Origin of the sequence: Luminiphilus syltensis NOR5-1B (genome assembly GCF_000158175.1) — a bacterium.
Classification (GTDB): Bacteria; Pseudomonadota; Gammaproteobacteria; order Pseudomonadales; family Halieaceae; genus Luminiphilus; species Luminiphilus syltensis.
The window spans coordinates 2003918-2022961 of the sequence record NZ_DS999411.1 but is presented as its reverse complement, the minus strand read 5'-3'; the positions used below and the strand labels follow the sequence as shown (position 1 = coordinate 2022961).

Annotated in this window: 14 protein-coding genes and 1 pseudogene; 3 read left to right on the top strand and 12 right to left on the bottom strand. The window is 58.3% G+C overall.

Features of this window, described 5'->3' with window-relative positions; genetic code table 11:
* Window positions 1-10 precede the first annotated feature (10 nt).
* The 9 genes from cmk to rluD all read right to left on the bottom strand — a co-directional run bounded on the left by cmk (window position 11) and on the right by rluD (window position 12324).
* A complete protein-coding gene (gene cmk, locus NOR51B_RS09130; protein ID WP_009020239.1) occupies window positions 11-706 on the bottom strand; it encodes a (d)CMP kinase in 696 nt (231 codons plus the stop codon).
* Window positions 703-2004, bottom strand: coding sequence for a 3-phosphoshikimate 1-carboxyvinyltransferase (gene aroA / locus NOR51B_RS09125; protein WP_009019985.1), 1302 nt, complete (start codon window positions 2002-2004; stop codon window positions 703-705). Before aroA ends, cmk begins: the two co-directional genes overlap by 4 nt.
* The gene (locus tag NOR51B_RS09120) at window positions 2001-2894 is read right to left on the bottom strand and encodes a prephenate dehydrogenase (RefSeq protein ID WP_230198435.1); all 894 of its coding nucleotides are present in this window, start codon (window positions 2892-2894) and stop codon (window positions 2001-2003) included. Before NOR51B_RS09120 ends, aroA begins: the two co-directional genes overlap by 4 nt.
* A gap of 7 nt (window positions 2895-2901) precedes the next feature.
* Window positions 2902-4008: a prephenate dehydratase gene (gene pheA, locus NOR51B_RS09115; RefSeq protein WP_009019078.1), complete on the bottom strand. Its 1107-nt coding sequence runs from the start codon at window positions 4006-4008 to the stop codon at window positions 2902-2904.
* A 13-nt stretch (window positions 4009-4021) separates the two neighbouring features.
* Window positions 4022-5101 (bottom strand): 3-phosphoserine/phosphohydroxythreonine transaminase, encoded by a 1080-nt coding sequence (gene serC, locus NOR51B_RS09110; RefSeq protein WP_009020370.1) that lies wholly within the window; start codon window positions 5099-5101, stop codon window positions 4022-4024.
* 3 nt (window positions 5102-5104) lie between these two features.
* Window positions 5105-7702, bottom strand: coding sequence for a DNA gyrase subunit A (gene gyrA / locus NOR51B_RS09105; protein ID WP_009018987.1), 2598 nt, complete (start codon window positions 7700-7702; stop codon window positions 5105-5107).
* A 221-nt stretch (window positions 7703-7923) separates the two neighbouring features.
* Window positions 7924-10506: an ATP-dependent chaperone ClpB gene (gene clpB, locus NOR51B_RS09100; protein ID WP_009019198.1), complete on the bottom strand. Its 2583-nt coding sequence runs from the start codon at window positions 10504-10506 to the stop codon at window positions 7924-7926.
* A gap of 113 nt (window positions 10507-10619) precedes the next feature.
* Entirely contained in the window at window positions 10620-11375 is a 756-nt protein-coding gene (gene pgeF, locus NOR51B_RS09095; RefSeq protein WP_230198434.1) for a peptidoglycan editing factor PgeF, read from the bottom strand.
* Window positions 11365-12324, bottom strand: coding sequence for a 23S rRNA pseudouridine(1911/1915/1917) synthase RluD (gene rluD / locus NOR51B_RS09090; protein WP_009020516.1), 960 nt, complete (start codon window positions 12322-12324; stop codon window positions 11365-11367). The genes pgeF and rluD overlap by 11 nt, the downstream gene beginning before the upstream one ends.
* A 106-nt stretch (window positions 12325-12430) precedes the next feature.
* Between rluD and NOR51B_RS09085 the strand changes: the two genes are divergently transcribed.
* Window positions 12431-13336 carry an outer membrane protein assembly factor BamD gene (locus NOR51B_RS09085; RefSeq protein WP_154647651.1) on the top strand — a complete coding sequence of 302 codons (906 nt, stop codon included), beginning with the start codon at window positions 12431-12433 and terminating at the stop codon, window positions 13334-13336.
* 6 nt (window positions 13337-13342) lie between these two features.
* Here the strand turns inward: NOR51B_RS09085 and NOR51B_RS09080 are convergent, their stop codons facing one another.
* Window positions 13343-14956 carry an NAD+ synthase gene (locus NOR51B_RS09080; RefSeq protein WP_009021702.1) on the bottom strand — a complete coding sequence of 538 codons (1614 nt, stop codon included), beginning with the start codon at window positions 14954-14956 and terminating at the stop codon, window positions 13343-13345.
* Between the two features lie 128 nt (window positions 14957-15084).
* Between NOR51B_RS09080 and NOR51B_RS09075 the strand changes: the two genes are divergently transcribed.
* On the top strand, window positions 15085-16734 hold the full coding sequence (locus NOR51B_RS09075; protein ID WP_009019169.1) for a sensor histidine kinase: 1650 nt from the start codon (window positions 15085-15087) through the stop codon (window positions 16732-16734).
* Between the two features lie 14 nt (window positions 16735-16748).
* Window positions 16749-18128 (top strand): sigma-54-dependent transcriptional regulator, encoded by a 1380-nt coding sequence (locus tag NOR51B_RS09070; RefSeq protein ID WP_009019651.1) that lies wholly within the window; start codon window positions 16749-16751, stop codon window positions 18126-18128.
* Window positions 18129-18136: 8 nt separating this feature from the next.
* Here NOR51B_RS09070 and NOR51B_RS09065 read toward each other — a convergent pair whose 3' ends face one another.
* Together NOR51B_RS09065 and ispH are read right to left on the bottom strand one after the other, a co-directional pair.
* Complete coding sequence (locus NOR51B_RS09065; RefSeq protein WP_009021355.1) at window positions 18137-18643, bottom strand: GspH/FimT family protein; 507 nt, start codon at window positions 18641-18643, stop codon at window positions 18137-18139.
* 109 nt (window positions 18644-18752) lie between these two features.
* Window positions 18753-19044 (bottom strand): annotated as a pseudogene (gene ispH, locus NOR51B_RS15700) (4-hydroxy-3-methylbut-2-enyl diphosphate reductase); the annotation flags it as partial.

Genomic DNA, 19044 nt, shown 5'->3' with positions numbered 1-19044 from the left:
GGTGTGGCCGTTATTCGGATGTTCGCTCTACCAAGCCTCTTGAGGCCGCTTCATTCAGCACCCGAGACAACACTGCATCAATTGACAATCGCGTGCTGTCAATGGTGGTAGCGTCATCTGCGGGCACCAGGGGTGAAGCATCGCGATTGCTGTCACGCGCGTCACGCTCCTGGATGGCTCCAAGAAGGCGCGGGAGACTAACACTTTCGCCCCGTTGCATCAACTGTACCTGGCGTCGCTCAGCGCGAGCCTCAGCGCTCGCGGTGAGGAAGATCTTCAGTGGCGCATCGGGGAATACAACGCTGCCCATATCCCGGCCATCGGCAATCAATCCGGGAGCACGCGCGAATTCCCGCTGGCGCGCCAGCAACGCCTCACGTACCTCTGGAATCACGGCGACTGCCGAGGCGCCCTGCCCGCCAAACTCCGAGCGGATCGCATCGGTGACATCCTCCCCGGAAAGTGCAACCGCGACCCCCGCTTCGGTGGAGGAAAATGCCACATCGAGATTACGGGCAATTGCGGTGACCGCGGGCACATCATCCCAGGCTGCACCAGCCAGTGTGCAGGCATGTCCAACAACCCGATATAAGGCGCCGCTATCGAGCAAATGCCAGTGCAGCTGCGTCGATAGCCGCTGCGAGATAGTGCCTTTGCCCGCGCCACTGGGCCCATCAATACAAATGACGGGAACCCGGGTTGTCACGATTCGATGCGCAGCCCCAAGCCTGCCTCCTGCGCCAGTGCCGCGAAATTGGGGAAAGAGGTGGCCACGTGATCACAGTCAAGGATTTCAATCGGCTCCTTAGCACGGAGCCCGGCAATGGCAAAACTCATTGCAATTCGATGGTCATGGAAAGTGCGCACCGAGCCACCACCCAGCTCACCGCCATGAACCACGATCCCGTCCTCACGCACTTCATTACGGATACCGAGTATCGTCAGACCCTCGGCCATGCTGGCTATGCGGTCGCTTTCCTTGACTCGGAGTTCCTCAGCGCCAGACAGGGTAGTCACCCCTTCGGCACACGCGGCGGCAATGAGCAAAACAGGGAATTCGTCGATCGCCAACGGGACTTCCTCTACCGGAATCTCAATGCCTCGCAGCGCACTGTGACGCACCCGGAGATCGGCAACGGGCTCGCCCCCAACCTCCTGTTCATTAAACACCTCGATGTCCGCACCCATAAGACGCAGGATGTTGATCACGCCTACGCGCGTAGGGTTCATGCCCACATGCTCAAGGGTAATATCAGCACCCGCGGTGATAACGGCCCCCACTATGAAAAACGCGGCGGACGAGATGTCTGCGGGAATATCCAGTCGAGTCGCCCGCAGACTCCCCCCCCCTTCGAGACTGATAACGCCATTCTCGGTGTGCACCGAATAGCCGAAGCCGCGAAGCATCCGCTCCGTGTGATCACGGGTAGGCGCAGGCTCCGTAACCGACGTCCGGCCCTCAGCGAACAAGCCAGCGAGTAGCACACAGGACTTGACCTGAGCACTCGCCATCGGCAAATCGTAATGAATACCGCGCAGCTTTTGCCCCCCGGCGATCTCGAGCGGCGGCCTGCCGCTATCCGCAGCAGTAATCATGGCGCCCATCAATGACAGTGGAGTGATGATGCGACCCATCGGCCGCTGCTGCAGCGAGACATCTCCCGACAAGACGCTGGAGAAAGGCTGGCCCGCCAATATCCCGCTCAACAGGCGAATACTGGTCCCGGAATTCCCCATATCCAGGTTGTTCGCTGGCGCCGAAAGACCGTGCAATCCCACGCCCTCGATACTGACAACACCATCATCGGGGCCCGTTATGGAGACCCCAAGATCACGAAATGCAGCCACCGTCGCCAGCGCGTCATCCCCCGAGAGAAACCCCGTTGCCCGCGTGGTTCCGGTCGCCAATGCACCCAGCATAATCGCGCGGTGGGACATTGACTTGTCACCGGGTACCCGAAGTGTTCCGGACATCGTGCCGCCGGGCTCGATGATAAACTTCATGATGCCGGCTCCCGCGGTTCAAGCATTGGGTTGAGAATCCGATCATAACCGCGGCGCACCTCGCGACAATGGGCGAAGTAGCGCTCGAGCTCTTCACCACTGCCCGTAGAGATGAGTTCACGAAGCTGATTGAGCTCGCCGTCAACGGCAGCCATCGCGGCGAGTAGCGCGTCGCGGTTGGTCAGGGCGACATCGCGCCACATCACGGGATCAGAGGCCGCTATCCGAGTCATATCGCGAAGAGCGCCACCGCCATGCTCAATAGGTGCCAGGCCGTCTTTCGACAGCGCCATGGTCAGTGCGTACGCGATCATATGCGGCGAGTGACTGCTTGCCGCCAGGGCTGCATCGTGCGCGTCGACCGCCATTTCAGTAACTCGCGCACCGGTCATGCGCCAAAGATTGGCCACCTCGGACGTTGCCGACTCGTCGGTGGTCGCCAGCGGGGTCAAAATAACCTCGCGCCCTGCAAAAAGTTCAGACCGTGCCGCCGACACGCCTGAATGCTCTGATCCCGCTATCGGATGCCCGGGGACAAACCCCGGGTAATCGGTCGGTGCCTGCGCCACGATATGGCCTTTAATACTGGCCAGATCGGTAACCACCGGTGTCTGCCCATTTTTCCTGAGTGCGACAAAGACAGCGTTCAAGACCGAGGCCGTCGCCGCCGGCGGGGCGCCGACGACAACAATATCCGCACCGTCCAATGCGGCCTCCAAATCCAGGGTGTACTCGTCGATTACACCCAGCGACAGCCCCCGTTTCAAGCTGGGTTCACGCGGACCCCAGGCCACAATGCTTCCCCGCCACGACGTCGCCTTCAAGGCCTTGGCCAACGAGCCGGAAATCAAACCCAGTCCGAGCAGCGCAATACGTGTGCCCTTAATCATGGCCATATCAGATCGGCGCTTTGGGAAAGGAGCCCAGCCGCTTCAATAGAATCGAGTGCTCTTCCAGCTCACCCATAATCTGGGCAATAACCTTGTCGGCAAAATGCCCCTCGAATTCAATATAAAAGACGTAGGTCCACTTTTCGGTTTTTGAGGGGCGGGAATCGATGCGGGTAAGGCTGACCCCGGCGTCTTCAAAAGGCCGCAACAGACTGAGCAGGGCCCCGGGACGGTTACGACTCGACACCAGAATCGAGGATTTGTCGGCGCCACTGGGCGGTACGGCCTCACGCCCCAGCACGAGAAAGCGGGTGGTGTTGTAGGCGCTGTCCTGAATCGCCTCGTGCAGTGCCACCAACCCGTAAGTCTCGGCGGCAAGATCACCGGCAATCGCCGCAACACCCCCGTCCTGCTGAGCACGCCGCGCCGCCTCCCCATTACTGCTGCACGCCTCCCGCGGCACGTCGGCGAAATGACCATCGAGCCAGGTCCGACACTGCGCCAGTGCCTGCTCGTGCCCGCAGATCAGGTCAATCGGCTGATTGGCGCCCGAACCAGACACCAGAAGATGATGCACAATGGGAAGCTCGACCTCTCCCACAATCTGCAACGGCGACTCCAGAAAGCAGTCGAGAGTCTGCCCCACCATGCCTTCGGTAGAGTTTTCCACGGGCACTACGCCAAAATCACAATGGCGATCCTCAACCTGACGAAAAACCGTGCGTATCGAACTGTGAGCCTCCGGCAGCGCGGACTGCCCAAATTGCTTCCTCGCCGCCAGCTGACTGAAGGTGCCCGGGGGCCCGAGGTAGGCGACCGTCAATGGTTGCTCCAGCGCGAGACAACTGGACATGACCTCGCGAAAAATCCTGGCGACATAGTCCGAGGGTAAGGGTCCGGGGTTGCGGTCCTGTATAGCCCTCAAAACCTGCGCTTCGCGCTCCGGCCGATAAAAAACCGGCTTCGATTGCGCACCATCGCGACGCGCAGCCTCCAACTTGATCTCGGCGACTTCCTGGGCACAGGACGCACGCTGGTTGATCAACGCCAATAACTGGTTGTCGATCGCATCGATGCGCCGACGGATATCGGCTAACTGCTCATCGGAAGCCATAACCTGGACCTGGTCAGCCGTTTCGTTTGGCGAAATCGGTCATAAATTCTGCCAGCGTGGCAACAGCGCTTTCATCTACCGCGTTGTAAATGCTGGCGCGCATTCCACCGACCGATCGATGACCCTTTAGATTGAGTAACCTAGCCGCCTCAGCATCCGCGAGAAATGCTTTGTCCAGGCTGCTATCCGCCAAAGTGAACGGCACATTCATCAACGAACGGCTCTCAACTTCGACCGGGTTAGCATAAAAATCATTGGTGTCGATGAGATCGTATAACATCGCGGCCTTGCGTCGATTGACCACGGCCATCGCATCGAGCCCACCCTGCGCCTCGATCCACTCGAATACCAGGCCCGCGAGATAAATCCCGAAGGTAGGCGGCGTGTTATACATCGAGCCATTATCTGCGGCCTTTTGCCAATCCAACATCGCGGGGCAGTCGCTACGGGCACTGCCGAGCAAACTTTTCTTGACGATAATGACCGCAAGTCCCGCAGGACCGATATTCTTCTGCGCGCCGGCGTAAATAACACCGAAACGGGGTACATCAATGGGCTCCGAGAGAATCATCGAGGACATATCGGCGACAACGGGCACCGCCGCTTCGGGGATGTAGTTGAATCGCACCCCGCCAATCGTTTCATTGGGGCAATAATGCAGATAGCGGGTATTGGCCGGTAAGGACCATTCTTCGGCCTTGGGGACCTCGGTGAAATTCGAGGCCTGGGAAGAGCCAACGACCTCGACGTTGGTGAAGCGCTGCGCCTCGGCAATCGCCTTCTTTGACCACTGCCCGGTGTTCAGATAGGCAACCACATCATCGGAATGCGCCAGATTGAGAGGGACCGCGGCAAATTGCTGCGAGGCGCCACCTTGCTGGAATATCACCGCATAATCATCGGGAATTGCCATCAAGCGCCGAAGGCTGGCTTCGGCAGCCTCGGTCATCGCCACGATTTCGGTGCTGCGGTGACTCATCTCCATAACAGAGCAGCCACTTCCCTGCCAATCCATCATTTCTTCGCTGGCGCGCATCAGTACCGGCTCGGGCAGTGCGGCCGGTCCGGCGCAAAAATTATAGGCGCGGTTCATCGGTTAATCCTCGGTATCTTCATCGGGTGGTGCACTCACTGGCGCCGCGTCACCGGTAGCATCATCGTCTTCGGCAATACGACTGATACTGACCAGCGACTCCTCGTCCCGCGTGCGGATGACGCGGACACCCTGGGTATTTCGGCCCTGAAGGGAGATCTCGTCGATACGGGTTCGGACGGCGGTTCCCTGATTGGATATCAGCATGATTTCATCGCCATCCCAGACCTGCTCCGCACCCACCAGCGCGCCATTCCGATCGCTGGTCGACATCGCTATGACACCCATGGTGCCGCGTCCCCGCACGGGGAAGTCTGCCGTTTCCGAGCGCTTGCCGTAGCCATTTTCGCTCACGGTGAGTATCCGGCCCTGTTGTTTCGGTATGATCAGCGAAATCAGCGAATAATCCCCACCGAGCCTGATACCACGCACACCCTTTGCCGTCCTGCCCATGGGGCGCACGGCAGCCTCATTAAAACGAACCGCCTTGCCCTCGGAAGAGAAGAGCATCACGTCGCAGCTGCCATCGGTTACCGCAGTGCCAACCAGGTGATCGCCTTCTTCGAGTTCAATCGCACGCAGGCCCACGCTTCGCTGGCGTGCAAATTGGGTCATTTCTGTTTTCTTTACGGTGCCCTTGGCCGTCGCCATAAAGATATAGCTGCCCGCCTCGTAGCCTTCCACGGGCAGTATCGAGGTCACCCGCTCACCGTCATCAAGTGGTAGCAAATTCACCATGGGGCGACCCCGAGAATTGCGGCTGGCAACGGGAATATTGAAAACCCTGAGCCAATAAACCTTGCCCAGATTTGAGAAGCACAGAATCGTGGAGTGGGTGCTGGCAATCAGCAGGTGTTCGACGAAATCCTCATCTTTCACCGCGGTAGCACTCCTACCCGTTCCGCCCCGTCGTTGTGCCTGGTAGTCAGTGAGGGGCTGGGTCTTGGCATAGCCGCCATGGGAGATCGTCACCACACGATCTTCTTCGGTGATCAGGTCTTCCACCGTCAGATCGTGAGCAGAATCAGTGATCTCCGTCATGCGCTCATCACCGAACTCAGCGACCGTCTCCTCGAGCTCCTCGCGGATCACCCGCTTCAACCGCTCGGAGTCCTCGAGAATATCGAGATAATCGGCTATTTCAGTCAATTTATCGGCGTACTCCTGCAAGAGCTTTTCATGCTCAAGGCCCGTCAGACGGTGCAGGCGCAGATCGAGAATAGCCTGAGCCTGCGCCGGCGACAGATGGTAGGCGCCTTCGACCAATCCATAACACACGTCGAGATCGTCAGGCCGGCACGCCGCCGCACCGGCGCGCTCAAGCATCGCATTGACGTCGCCCGGGGCCCAGGCGGCATCGATCAGCCGTTCCCGTGCATCGGCGGCCGTCGGCGAGCTCTTAATCATCTCGATGACTTCATCGATATTGGCGAGCGCCACCGCCAGACCTTCGAGCACATGGCCGCGTTCACGCGCTTTCTTTAGCAGGTATACGGTTCGACGCGTGACCACCTCGCGACGATGGCGGACGAACGCGGCGATCATCTCCTTGAGATTGAGCACCTTGGGCTGGCCATCGACCAGCGCCACCATATTCATACCGACAACCGACTGCAGCGCGGTCTGGGCGTAAAGATTGTTCAGGACGACATCGCCGACCTCGCCGCGGCGCAGCTCAATCACCACGCGCAAACCGTCCTTGTCCGATTCGTCTCTAAGCTCGGTAATCCCCTCAATCTTCTTTTCTTTCACCAGCTCGGCAATGCGCTCGATCAATCGCGCCTTGTTCAGCTGATAGGGAATCTCATGGACGATGATGGTGTCTTTGCCCTTGCTATCACTGACCACCTCCGCGCGGGCGCGCACATAAATGCGCCCACGTCCGGTGCGATACGCCTGCACAATACCTGCACGGCCGTTGATGATGGCGCCCGTCGGAAAGTCGGGACCCGGTATGTAGTCCATGAGCTGATCAATGGTGATGTCCGAATTGTCGAGATAAGCCAGGCATCCCGCGATCACTTCCCGCATATTGTGCGGGGGGATGTTGGTGGCCATGCCCACGGCAATACCCGAACTACCGTTTACCAGCAAATTCGGCACGCGGGTGGGCAGGACCGACGGGATGCGCTCGGTTCCGTCGTAGTTGTCGACGAAATCAACGGTTTCTTTATCGAGGTCTGCGAGCAGGGCATGCGCCACTTTGCTCATCCGAATTTCGGTGTAACGCATGGCCGCCGCAGAATCGCCATCGACCGAACCAAAATTCCCCTGGCCATCGACCAGGGTATATCGCAGGGAAAAATCCTGCGCCATGCGCACAATGGTGTCATACACCGCACTATCGCCGTGGGGATGATACTTACCGATGACGTCACCCACGACCCGGGCGGACTTTTTATACGGTTTGTTCCAGTCGTTGTTGAGTTCGTTCATCGCGAACAGAACCCGGCGATGCACCGGCTTCAGGCCATCGCGAACATCGGGCAATGCGCGCCCGACGATCACGCTCATCGCGTAATCCATGTATGACTGTTTGAGTTCGTCCTCGATGTTTACGGGGAGAACTTCGCGCGCAATCTGTGTCGGTGTATCCGCCATTCGGCCTGCTTTTTGTCGTCGGGAGGGATTGCTGTCATTCAGCCACCGAAGTGTACCAAATCCCCCCGAAAACAGCTATTCCAGAGCGGCCCTGAAGCGCTTATCTTGCAGCGAAAATCCAGCGTCGAAAACCGGCGCGGCGAAGCGCAACAATAGCCCGCCCGGGCAGACCATCAGTGGCCGAATCCCCTCCTGCTACCCAGGCAAACGGGAGGGCTTGGTTATGCCGCTTGGGCAGCGAAAACGAGTTCGCCGCCTACCAGAGTGGCCGATACGGTATCCCCGGGAGCATAGCGACCCTCGAGAATCTGCTGTGCCAGCGGGTTTTCCACCAGCTGCTGGATCGCCCGCTTCAGGGGCCGCGCCCCGTAAACCGGATCGAAGCCAGCGCTGGCGAGGTGATCGAGCACCTCCGGCGACAGATCGAGGCCAAGATCGCGGTCGGCTAGCCGCTGGCGCAACGAGTCCAGCTGGATAACGGCAATCCCTCTGATCTCTTCCGCCTTCAGCGGATGAAACACCACCGTCTCATCAACACGATTGATAAACTCGGGGCGGAAATGGGTGCCTACAACCCCCATAACCGCGGCTTTAATCGCCTCGTAATTCTCGTCGCCGGCCATCTCCTGAATCAGATCCGAGCCGAGATTCGACGTCATTACAATTACCGTGTTCCTGAAATCAACGGTGCGACCCTGCCCGTCGGTCAAGCGCCCATCCTCCAACACCTGGAGCAAAATATTGAACACATCGAGGTGGGCCTTCTCGACCTCATCGAGCAGTAATAGCGAATAGGGCCGGCGACGAACGGCCTCGGTTAGATACCCGCCCTCCTCATAGCCCACGTACCCGGGTGGGGCACCTATCAGGCGAGCGACCGAGTGCTTCTCCATAAACTCCGACATATCGATCCGGACCATCGCCTGTTCACTGTCGAACAGATATTCCGCGAGCGATTTGCACAGCTCCGTTTTCCCAACGCCGGTTGGTCCCAGAAACAAAAACGAACCATTGGGTCGATTGGGGTCGGATAAACCGGCACGCGAACGCCGCACCGCGTTCGATACCGCGACAACGGCTTCATCCTGACCGACGACACGCTCGTGCAGGCTCAGCTCCATCCGCAACAGCTTCTCCCGGTCGCCCTCGAGCATCTTCGATACCGGAATGCCCGTCCAGCGCGACACGACCTCGGCCACCTCCTCCTCGGTCACGCGACTCTTCAGCAGCGTGGGCTCGGGGGCATCGGAGCTGTCCGCCAACTGCAGACGCTTCTCGAGCTCGGGCATTACACCGTACTGGATTTCTGACATGCGCGTGAGGTCGCCCGCACGTCGCGCCGCCTCCAGATCGACCTTGGCCGATTCAATGTCAGCCTTCACTTGCGCTGCGCCCTGTACCTGCGCTTTTTCCGACTTCCAGACTTCCTCGAGATCGGAATACTCCCGCTGCACCAGCTCGATTTGCTCGTCGAGCAGTTCGAGTTGCTTCTTGGCCGCGTCGGTGACGTCCTTCTTGACGGCCTCGCGCTCGATTTTCAACTGAATGAGCCGGCGCTCCAGTCGGTCCATGGATTCGGGCTTGGAGTCGATCTCCATTCGAATCCTGCTCGCGGCTTCGTCGATCAGATCAATCGCCTTGTCGGGGAGTTGACGATCCGTGATGTAGCGCTGGCTGAGTCGCGCCGCCGCGATAATCGCGCTATCGGTGATATCAACACTGTGGTGCACCTCGTAGCGCTCTTTCAGGCCGCGCAGTATCGCAATGGTGTCTTCCTCCGAAGGCTCCTCGACCAGCACCTTCTGGAAGCGTCGCTCCAGAGCGGCGTCCTTCTCAACATACTGCCGGTACTCGTTGAGGGTTGTCGCACCGACGCAGTGAAGTTCACCGCGGGCCAGGGCCGGCTTCAACATATTGCCCGCATCCATCGAACCTTCGGCCTTACCGGCACCGACCATCGTGTGCAGCTCGTCGACAAAGAGAATCACACGACCCTCTTCCTTTGAAAGCTCGTTGAGAACCGCCTTGAGGCGCTCCTCGAAATCTCCGCGGAACTTGGCGCCGGCGAGCAGCGCACCGAGATCCAGCGACAAGATGCGCTTGTCCTTCAGCCCCTCAGGCACCTCGCCATTGATAACACGTTGGGCGAGCCCCTCGATGATCGCGGTTTTTCCGACTCCGGGCTCACCAATCAATACCGGATTATTTTTGGTTCGACGTTGTAACACCTGAATGGTTCGCCGAATCTCATCATCACGGCCGATCACAGGATCGAGCTTCCCCTCCTCTGCCCGAGCCGTCAGGTCAATCGTGTACTTTTCGAGGGCCTGCCGAGACTCCTCTGCCTCCGGATTATCGACACCGGCACCACCGCGAACCGCTTCAATGGCGGCCAGTAACGACACCTCGGTAATACCGGCACTCTCAAACGCCGCAGACAGCGATGAATTCTTATCGGCCAGCGCCAGTAGAACCATTTCGGTCGCCAGATACGCATCTTTTCGCGTCTGCGCGAGCTTGTCAGCCCTGTTCAGCAGTCGATTGGTATCCTGAGAAATATGCACATCACCGGCCGCACCGCTCACCGAAGGCAATTTCTCGATCTCGGCCTCGACCTCCCGCATTAACGTAACCAGGTTGGCCCCCGCCTTCTGTAACAGGGGTCGCGTCGAGCCGCCTTCCTGATCCAGGAGCGCCTTTAATACGTGTGCCGGCTCAATGAATTGATGATCGCGGCCAACGGCCAGCGACTGCGCATCACCAAGGGCACTCTGCAACTGATTGGTCAATTTATCCATGCGCATGTCAGCCTCCAGCCACTGCGGCAATGTTCTTTGGTTAACCAATAAGTGGGGTCAAAAAGACCACTTTTCAAGTGGGGGTTTGATTCCTGCGCCGGAAATACACCGGCGCCGATTTAGCCCGATCCGGGATCAATGCCAATGAGCGTCGCGGTCCGGCCGGTAACACCATCCCGGCGGTAGGAAAAGAATCGATCGGCCTGGGTCACCGTACAACACCCTCCGCCCGATACCGAAGTTACGCCGGCCCGATGCAGAAAGTCGGTGGCAAGGGAGTAAATATCGGCAAAGGCGTGGCCCGCGCGCTGCGCCGGTCGGAAGCTGTGGTTGGCCCTGGCCCCCAAAGCGGCATCAAAGGCCTCACGCACCTCCGGGCCAACCTCGAAAGCCTGAGGCCCTATGGCGGGGCCCAGCCACGCCTGAAGGCGATCCGGTAAAACCGGCAGTTGCCGCACTGTGCTATCAACCACACCCGCGACCAGGCCGCGCCATCCGCAATGCACCGCGGCGACACAGCGACCGTCTCTATCCGCCAGAAGCAGGGGTAAACAGTCCGCCGTCATAACCGCACAAAAAACGCCCGGCACATCGGTCCAGGACGCATCTGCTTCGACAGAACCCTCCTTAACGTGATGCGCCGACACGACATTACTGCCATGCACCTGATCGAGCCAGACCACTCGTGATTCATGGGGCAATGCTGCGGTCAGTATCTGCCGATTGCGGGCAACACGACCCGGATCGTCGCCGACATGATGGGCGGTATTAAAACTGTCAAACGGGGCGGTACTCACACCGCCACGGCGCTCGGTCTGAAGGGCAATCACCCTGGGTATTCCCAGATTCAGTCGCCGTACCGACTCAGTCGACACCTGGACTCTCCGCCTCGAGGACGGCAAGCAGCCCCCTGAAATCGTCGGGCAAATTGGCATCGAACTGCATTCGTTCACCGGTTGCAGGATGGTCAAAACCCAGGCTGCGGGCGTGCAATGCCTGACGCTGAAAATCGGCCAGGGCCGATTTCAGTCGATCGCTGATACCGGCAGGGATTCTAAGGCGCCCGCCGTAAACGGGGTCACCAACCAATGGATGCCGGCACCAGGCCATGTGCACGCGAATCTGGTGGGTACGGCCCGTCTCCAGATTAACCTGCAACTGTGTGAAGTGTTCGAACCGGTTTGCCACGCGAAAATGGGTAATTGCAGGCTTTCCATCGGAGACCACCGCCATCTTTGTCCGTGCCGTAGGATGACGCCCAATGGGTTGATCGATGGTGCCGCCAGCGACCAATTGGCCGCTGCATAGGGCGGCGTACTCGCGGGTGACTGAACGTGCCGACAACTGGGTCACCAGGGACCGGTGCGCACGGTGTGACTTGGCAACAAACATCACACCCGACGTGTCTTTGTCGAGTCGATGCACAATCCCCCCCCGCGGCTGCTGCTGCAGCTCGGGGGCATGCGCCAGTAGCGCATTGACCAGGGTGCCGGTGGGATGGCCTGCAGCGGGGTGCACGACGAGCCCGGCTGGCTTGTTAACCACAATAACATCGTCATCTTCGTAACAAATATCCAGCGGCAGTGACTCCCCTGACCACGCCACCTCCGCCTCAGCTTCAGCGATCAGTTCGAGCTGGTTATCAAGGGCCACTTTATCCTTCGGCCGCAGCACGACGCCGTCCACCGTCAGCTTCCCTTCCTGAATCCAGGTCTTAAGCCGTGAGCGCGAGTAGTCCGGGAAGAGCTCTGCAGAGGCCTGATCGAGGCGCGCGCCGTGCAAGTCGGCAGGCACTGCGGCGCGGTGTTTAATAGGGTCGGTCATTGCGCCTCAGCAGGGTATCAGTCGAAACAATCATGGAATACGTGCCAGTGCAGTGGCTATCGGTTTACAATGCGCCGATGCTAGCACGATGGAAACCGACCGCCCGATGCGCTCTTCAGTAAACAAGATGTACCGAACGCTTACCCTAGGGGCGTTGACGGCCTGCGTTGTCGCGATGCTTGCCGCCTGTTCAGGTAATGATGAGCTGGAAATGGCCGCAGATTCCGGTGAGCAGCAGATTTACCTCGAAGCGCAGCGCTATCTTGAAAACGACAGCTTCGATCTCGCGATCCGCACGCTACAAATGCTCGAGAGCCGTTACCCGTTTGGGCGTTACGCCGAACAGGCGCAGCTGGAGCTGGTGTTTGCGCACTACGGTGGGCGGGAGTTCGAAGCCGCCATCGAGGCCGCCAATCGATTTATCCGCCTTCACCCCCAGCACCCCAATGTTGATTATGCCTATTACATGAAAGGCTTGGCCGCCTACGATATTGACGGTGGTTTTCTTGCGTCGCTGGTACCCACCGATGATACCAAGCGCGACGTCGGTCATATGAAGGAGGCACTTGCAGAGTTCGCGCAACTATTGGCACGCTTCCCGGACAGTCCCTATGCGCCCGACGCACGACTGCGAATGGTGCACCTCCGCAATATGCTGGCACGGCACGAAATCCATGTGGCCAATTACTATTTCAGGCGCGGGGCCTATATGGCCGCACTCAACCGCGGACGCTATGTGGTCGAGAATCTTGAACAAACGCCATCGGTCGCAGACGGGCTGGCCATCATGGCGCAAGCCTACCTGCTACTCGGTCTCGACGACCTGGCTATCGATACCATAGAGGTACTCAAGGCCAATTATCCCAACCATCCCAACCTCGACGACAACGGCGAGTACACCAGCGTTTATACCCTTCAGGGGCTACAGCGATCATGGATCAACAAAGTATCGCTGGGACTGTTTGACCCCCCGGAGCCGCCCCAATTCAATTACCGACCGAAGCCCAACTGAGGCCCGTTAGCGCCACGCCCAGGTAATCGGATAACGACGGTCCCTGCCAAAAGCGCGCTGCGAGATGCGAACCCCCACGGGTGCCTGGCGGCGCTTGTATTCATTAAGATCGACCAGCCGTATCACCCGGCGCACGTCCGGCTCCTCGAACCCACGCGAGATAATTTCGATCGCTGTCAGATCCTGTTCGACATAAAGCTCGATGATTTGATCGAGTACCTCGTACGCGGGCAGACTATCCTCATCCTTCTGATCGGGCGCGAGTTCCGCCGAAGGCGGCCGCGTAATCACGCGCTCCGGAATAACCGGCCCGACGCTGTTACGGAATCTGGCCAGCGCATAAACCAACATCTTCGGGCAGTCCTTCAGCACATCGAATCCGCCGGCCATATCGCCATAAAGCGTCGAGTAACCTACCGCCAGTTCGCTTTTGTTACCGGTAGTCAGTACCAGTAGATTCTTTTTATTGGAAATCGACATCAGCAGAACGCCGCGACAGCGCGCCTGTAAATTCTCTTCGGTGATATTGGGTAGCAGTCCGGCGAACTCCTCCGACAGACTGGCCATAAAGGCTTCGTAAATCGGCTCTATCGAAATTGATCGATAATCAACGCCCAGGGTAAGCGCTTCCGCCTCCGCATCCTCAATACTGATAGATGCCGTATACCGAAACGGCATCATCACCGCGTGCACCCGATCAGCACCGAGGGCATCTACGGCGAGGGCAAGGGTCACCGCCGAATCAATGCCACCGGACAGACCGAGAACCACACCCGGGAAACCATTCTTGTCGACGTAATCCCGCAAACCGAGGACCAGGGCGCGCCAAACCGCCTCGATTTCCTGAAGTGGCGTTGCGACCGTGTCGGGGGTGATGGCTACCGTGGCGTCCTGGTAGCCAAGTTCCAGCCACCACAGCCCCGCGTCAAAATCCGGCGCCGCACAGACCACTTCACCGGCGGCATCGACCGCAAAAGAACCGCCATCGAACACCAGTTCATCCTGACCACCGACCTGATTGACATAGACAATCGGAAAATGGTTTTCCCGGGCACGATCGGCGAGCAATGACCAGCGCTGGTCCCGTTTGCCCCGGTGGTAGGGCGATGAATTGAGATTGACCAGCAACCGGGCCCCCGCCTGTCGGGCGGAAGCGGCGGGAACCGGACTCCAGATATCTTCACAAATACTCAGCCCTACCGGCATACCCGCCACCTCGACGACGCAGGGGTCGTTACCCGCCGAAAAATACCGGACCTCATCGAACACCGCATAATTGGGCAACCGCTGCTTGTCGTACTCGGCGATGATAGCGCCACGATTAATCACAGCCGCGGTATTGAAAAGCCGACCCTCGCGATGTCGGGGAAAACCCAGGATAACCCACAGCGATGCAGGCAACTCGCGACACAATCGCTCCAGGCACTCGTTGACATGATCCTCCACACTCGGACGCAGCAAAAGGTCCTCGGGCGGATACCCACACAGGGTGAGCTCGGGAAAAACCACAATGGCCTCGGGATCAATCGCTACCGCCTCGGCACAAGTCGCCAGCACCTGTTCCGTATTACCCCGATAGTCACCCACCATCGTGTTGATTTGCGCCATGCAAAGCTTCATGCCCGCTCCGGTTCCTGGTTGTTGGATCAAGGTGTGCGCTGGAAGTTTAACCATCTGCGGCCACCGTGTAACGCGGACAGCGACAAATGCCCCACTTTTACCCGGTAGCACCCTGATATAGTGCGCGAATGAGCGACTTTCAGGACCCCATGGTCGACATTGTTAACTCGGGCGCCGACCCTTCGCCCCTCGGGGATAATCGCGGGCGCGTCCAACAGCGTCCATTTCGCATCTATAACGGCTATCGGATTCTGGTAGGTCTGGTGCTGATCGGAATATTCGCCAATCCCGATACCCGTGATCTGGTGGGCAACTACGGTACAAACACGTACCTCGCCGGCTGCGGTTTCATGGTCATCACCGGCGTGATTCTACTGACCCGCCTGGGCCAGGCCCTGTGCCAGAGCGAAACGGGGGTATTCGCCCTCATGTTCTCCGACGTGGTCTCGCTCAGTTTGATCTCCAATACCAGCGGTGGGCTGGCAAGCGGTTTTTCGGTGCTGTACATGGTCACCGTGGCCGCTGCGGCGGTACTCATCTCAACCCGCATACTCAGTACACTGATCGCCGCACTTGCGGTTCTGGCGGTACTGTCCGGAACGCTTTGGTTTATCAACCAAAGCGACTCCGACTATAGCCTGATGCTCCCTGCCGGCGTGCTCGGGAGCCTTTTGTTCGCTATCTCGTTGTTGGTGCAGAGTCTTGCACGGCGTCTGGAGAGTGCGGAAACCACCAGGGATGCGGCGGAATCCCGAGCCGCGGCACTGCAGCGCCTTAACCAGCAGATTATTCTTCACATGCAGACCGGTATTTTACTGGTGTCGGCCAACCGGCGTGTTACTCCTGTGAATGCCGCGGCGCAACGCCTGCTTCAGCTGGGAGGTCGACAACGGGTCGCGCTGGCTGACATCAGCCCGGTGCTCGCGGAACAATTTGACGAGTGGCAAGAAGGGAGTTTGCAACAGACAGAACCGTTCGTGATAAAACATGGCAATCCGCCCGTCATCGCCAATTTCTCAAGTATTGAGCAGGATTCGGGTAAGGCATCCCTCATTTTCATCGATGACTACACACCGGTCACTCAGTTCGCACAGTCGCTGAAAATAAACTCCCTCGGAAAACTGACCGCCAGCATAGCCCACGAGATACGTAATCCGCTGTCATCAATCAGCCATGCGATTCAGTTACTCAACGAGTCCGATAACCTCAATGAATCCGACCAGGGTTTGTGTGACATCGCCTTGAAGAACGGGCGTCGGGTTGATGAGATTATCGAAAGCGTGCTCGAGATATCACGACGCAAACCTCCCAGAAGGCAGGTCCTCGACCTTGATGATTGTCTACCCGAACTCATCAGCACCTACCTTTCCCAACCCGATTCTCACGACAAAATTGCGGTTGATATCATGACAAAGCAAATCCGCATCGCATTCGATGTCGAAAATTTGAACCGGGTTCTCTTTAACCTTCTGGACAACGCACTTCGCCACTCGGAGCAGGCGCGCGGAGAGCGCCTGGCACGAATCGATGTGAGCGTCGACGATGATCTATCGCTTTGTTACATCGATGTTGTTGATGCGGGTAACGGCGTGCGCGAAGCAGATGTCGCACAACTGTTCGAACCGTTTTTTACAACCTCTGCACAGGGTTCCGGGCTCGGCCTTTACCTTTGCCGAGATTTATGCGAAATCAACCGTGCCAGCCTGGAATACCGCCCGACAAACGACGGTGAAAGTGCCTTCCGTTTAACCGCCAAATTGGAGCCCGCACCCCTTTGACTCAACAAACAGTAATGCTGGTCGATGACGAGCCCGACATCTTACGTTTACTGGAAATCACCCTGGCGCGTATGAATCTCTCGACGCTGCGCGCTACCAATCTTGCCGACGCCTATGAACTGCTTCGCCAACATGAACCCGACCTCTGCCTGACGGACATGAAGCTACCCGATGGTAATGGCATGTCTCTGATTGAGCACATCCAAACCCACTACCCCACTATACCGGTGGCGATGATCACGGCACATGGCAGTGTTGAGGCCGCCATCGATGCGCTCAAACTCGGTGCCTTCGACTTCGTCAGCAAACCCATTGCGCTGGAGAAGTTACGCGACATCGTCAATCACGCGCTTCAGGTGAAAGACGCGGGAGACGACGCCGCATCAGATCAGTTATTGGTGGGAGATACACCGGCTATGGAGCGACTGCGACTCCAGATTCAAAAAGTTGCCCGATCGCAGGCACCGGTGCACATCCACGGCGAATCCGGGGTTGGCAAGGAGGTGGTGGCGCGATTGATTCATCAGCTCAGTCCACGCGCTGAACAACCCTTTATTGCTGTCAACTGTGGCGCGATACCCGCCGATCTGGTCGAAAGCGAACTCTTCGGGCACAAAAAAGGGTCATTCACTGGGGCTGCCGCTGACAAGCCCGGGCTATTTCAGGCCGCTGCCGGCGGTACCCTCCTGCTCGACGAGGTTGCAGATCTGCCACTTAACGTGCAAGTCAAACTGCTCAGGGTCATTCAGGAGAAGGCGGTCAGGCCTGTGGGCGCCCAACAGGAAGTACCGACCGATGTGAGGTTGCTCAGCGCGACCCATAAAGACCTGTCTCTAGCGGTTCGCGATGGCCACTTTCGTGACGATTTATTCTATCGAATCAATGTTATCGCCATTGACGTACCCAGCCTGCGAAAGCGACGTGAGGACATACCGTTACTGGCAACGCATTTACTGCAGCGTATCGCCATGGACAATGGTAGTGACGCGATCAACATCGATACGGCAGCCCTCACAAAACTGTGCGACTACGACTTCCCCGGTAACGTTCGTGAGCTTGAAAATATTCTTGCCAGAGCGCATGCCCTGGCCGATGGCGGCGAACTCACCATCGATGATATCCAGTTCCAGACAATGGGCGCGTCGGAAATTACCGAGCATCATGCCAAAAGCGATGAGTCGTATCCCGAGGAGCCGCCACACGTCCCCTCCGGTAGGATTGACCTGTCTGACGTCAACGGTGACCTGGAATCATTTTTGAACACCATTGAGCGCGAGGTGCTCGATCAGGCAATGCTGAAACATCGTTGGAACAAAACCGCCGCCGCCAAGGCGCTGGGTATCAGCTTCCGAAGTTTGCGCTACCGGCTGAAAAAATTGGGGCTGGAAGACTAAAAAAATGGCTATTTCGGGCATGTACCCCACTGGTCGGTAACTCTGGGCCTGCCAACACGGTTAAGCACGACAGCCCGATTAACGTTCCCGCTTGGACCACAAACCGAGAGCGTTCCATTGCGGGAACCCAGGCCACGGGTATTCCAGCGAAAAGCGGTGCCTATACGTTCGCTACCCTGACGATTCATGATGAGCAGTCGACGGCGGTTGCCCGGGTAGAGCTTCAGAGGCGTCAATCCGGACTCGGACTCGAGGAAAACACCAAAACCCCGGGAGTAATCCCCGCCGCAAACAAACCCCTGATTGGAGTCTTGATCGAGCGGACAGAGCACGGCGTCCTGGGAGCGACCCATGGCGCTTTGACGCGCCAGCATCACCGCCGAAAGCAACCGGGCGGTCTCCGAGCGGACCGACAGGACCTCGAGTTGATGACTGAAAGATGGAATAGCGACCGCCATCAATACGAGCACGAGCGTCAGCGTTATCAATAATTCAAGCAGCGTAAAGCCCCGCACGAAGGGCGTACCTCAGTGACCCGCAGGAGCGAGGGACTATCGATACAAAAAGGAGTGAAGCCGATATCGCCGGCAAGAAATAACGACAAGTGGCCGAATGCGATGCTATTTAGAGGTTAGCGGCGGGGATCCGCAATCCCTTGGGTAGCGAAAAGGTAATATTCTCCGGTTCTCCATTGAGTGGCGTCACTTCGTCGGCGCCCCGGGCTTGCAAGGCGGTCACCACATCCTGCACCAGTGCCTCGGGCGCCGACGCACCTGCGGTTACCCCCACAACGGACTCCGGGGTGAGCCAGCCCTCCTCAATCATGGTGGCATCATCGATCAGATAACCCTGTGCACCACAGCGATCGGCCAGTTCCTTGAGACGGTTGGAGTTGGAGCTGTTGGTCGAACCGACA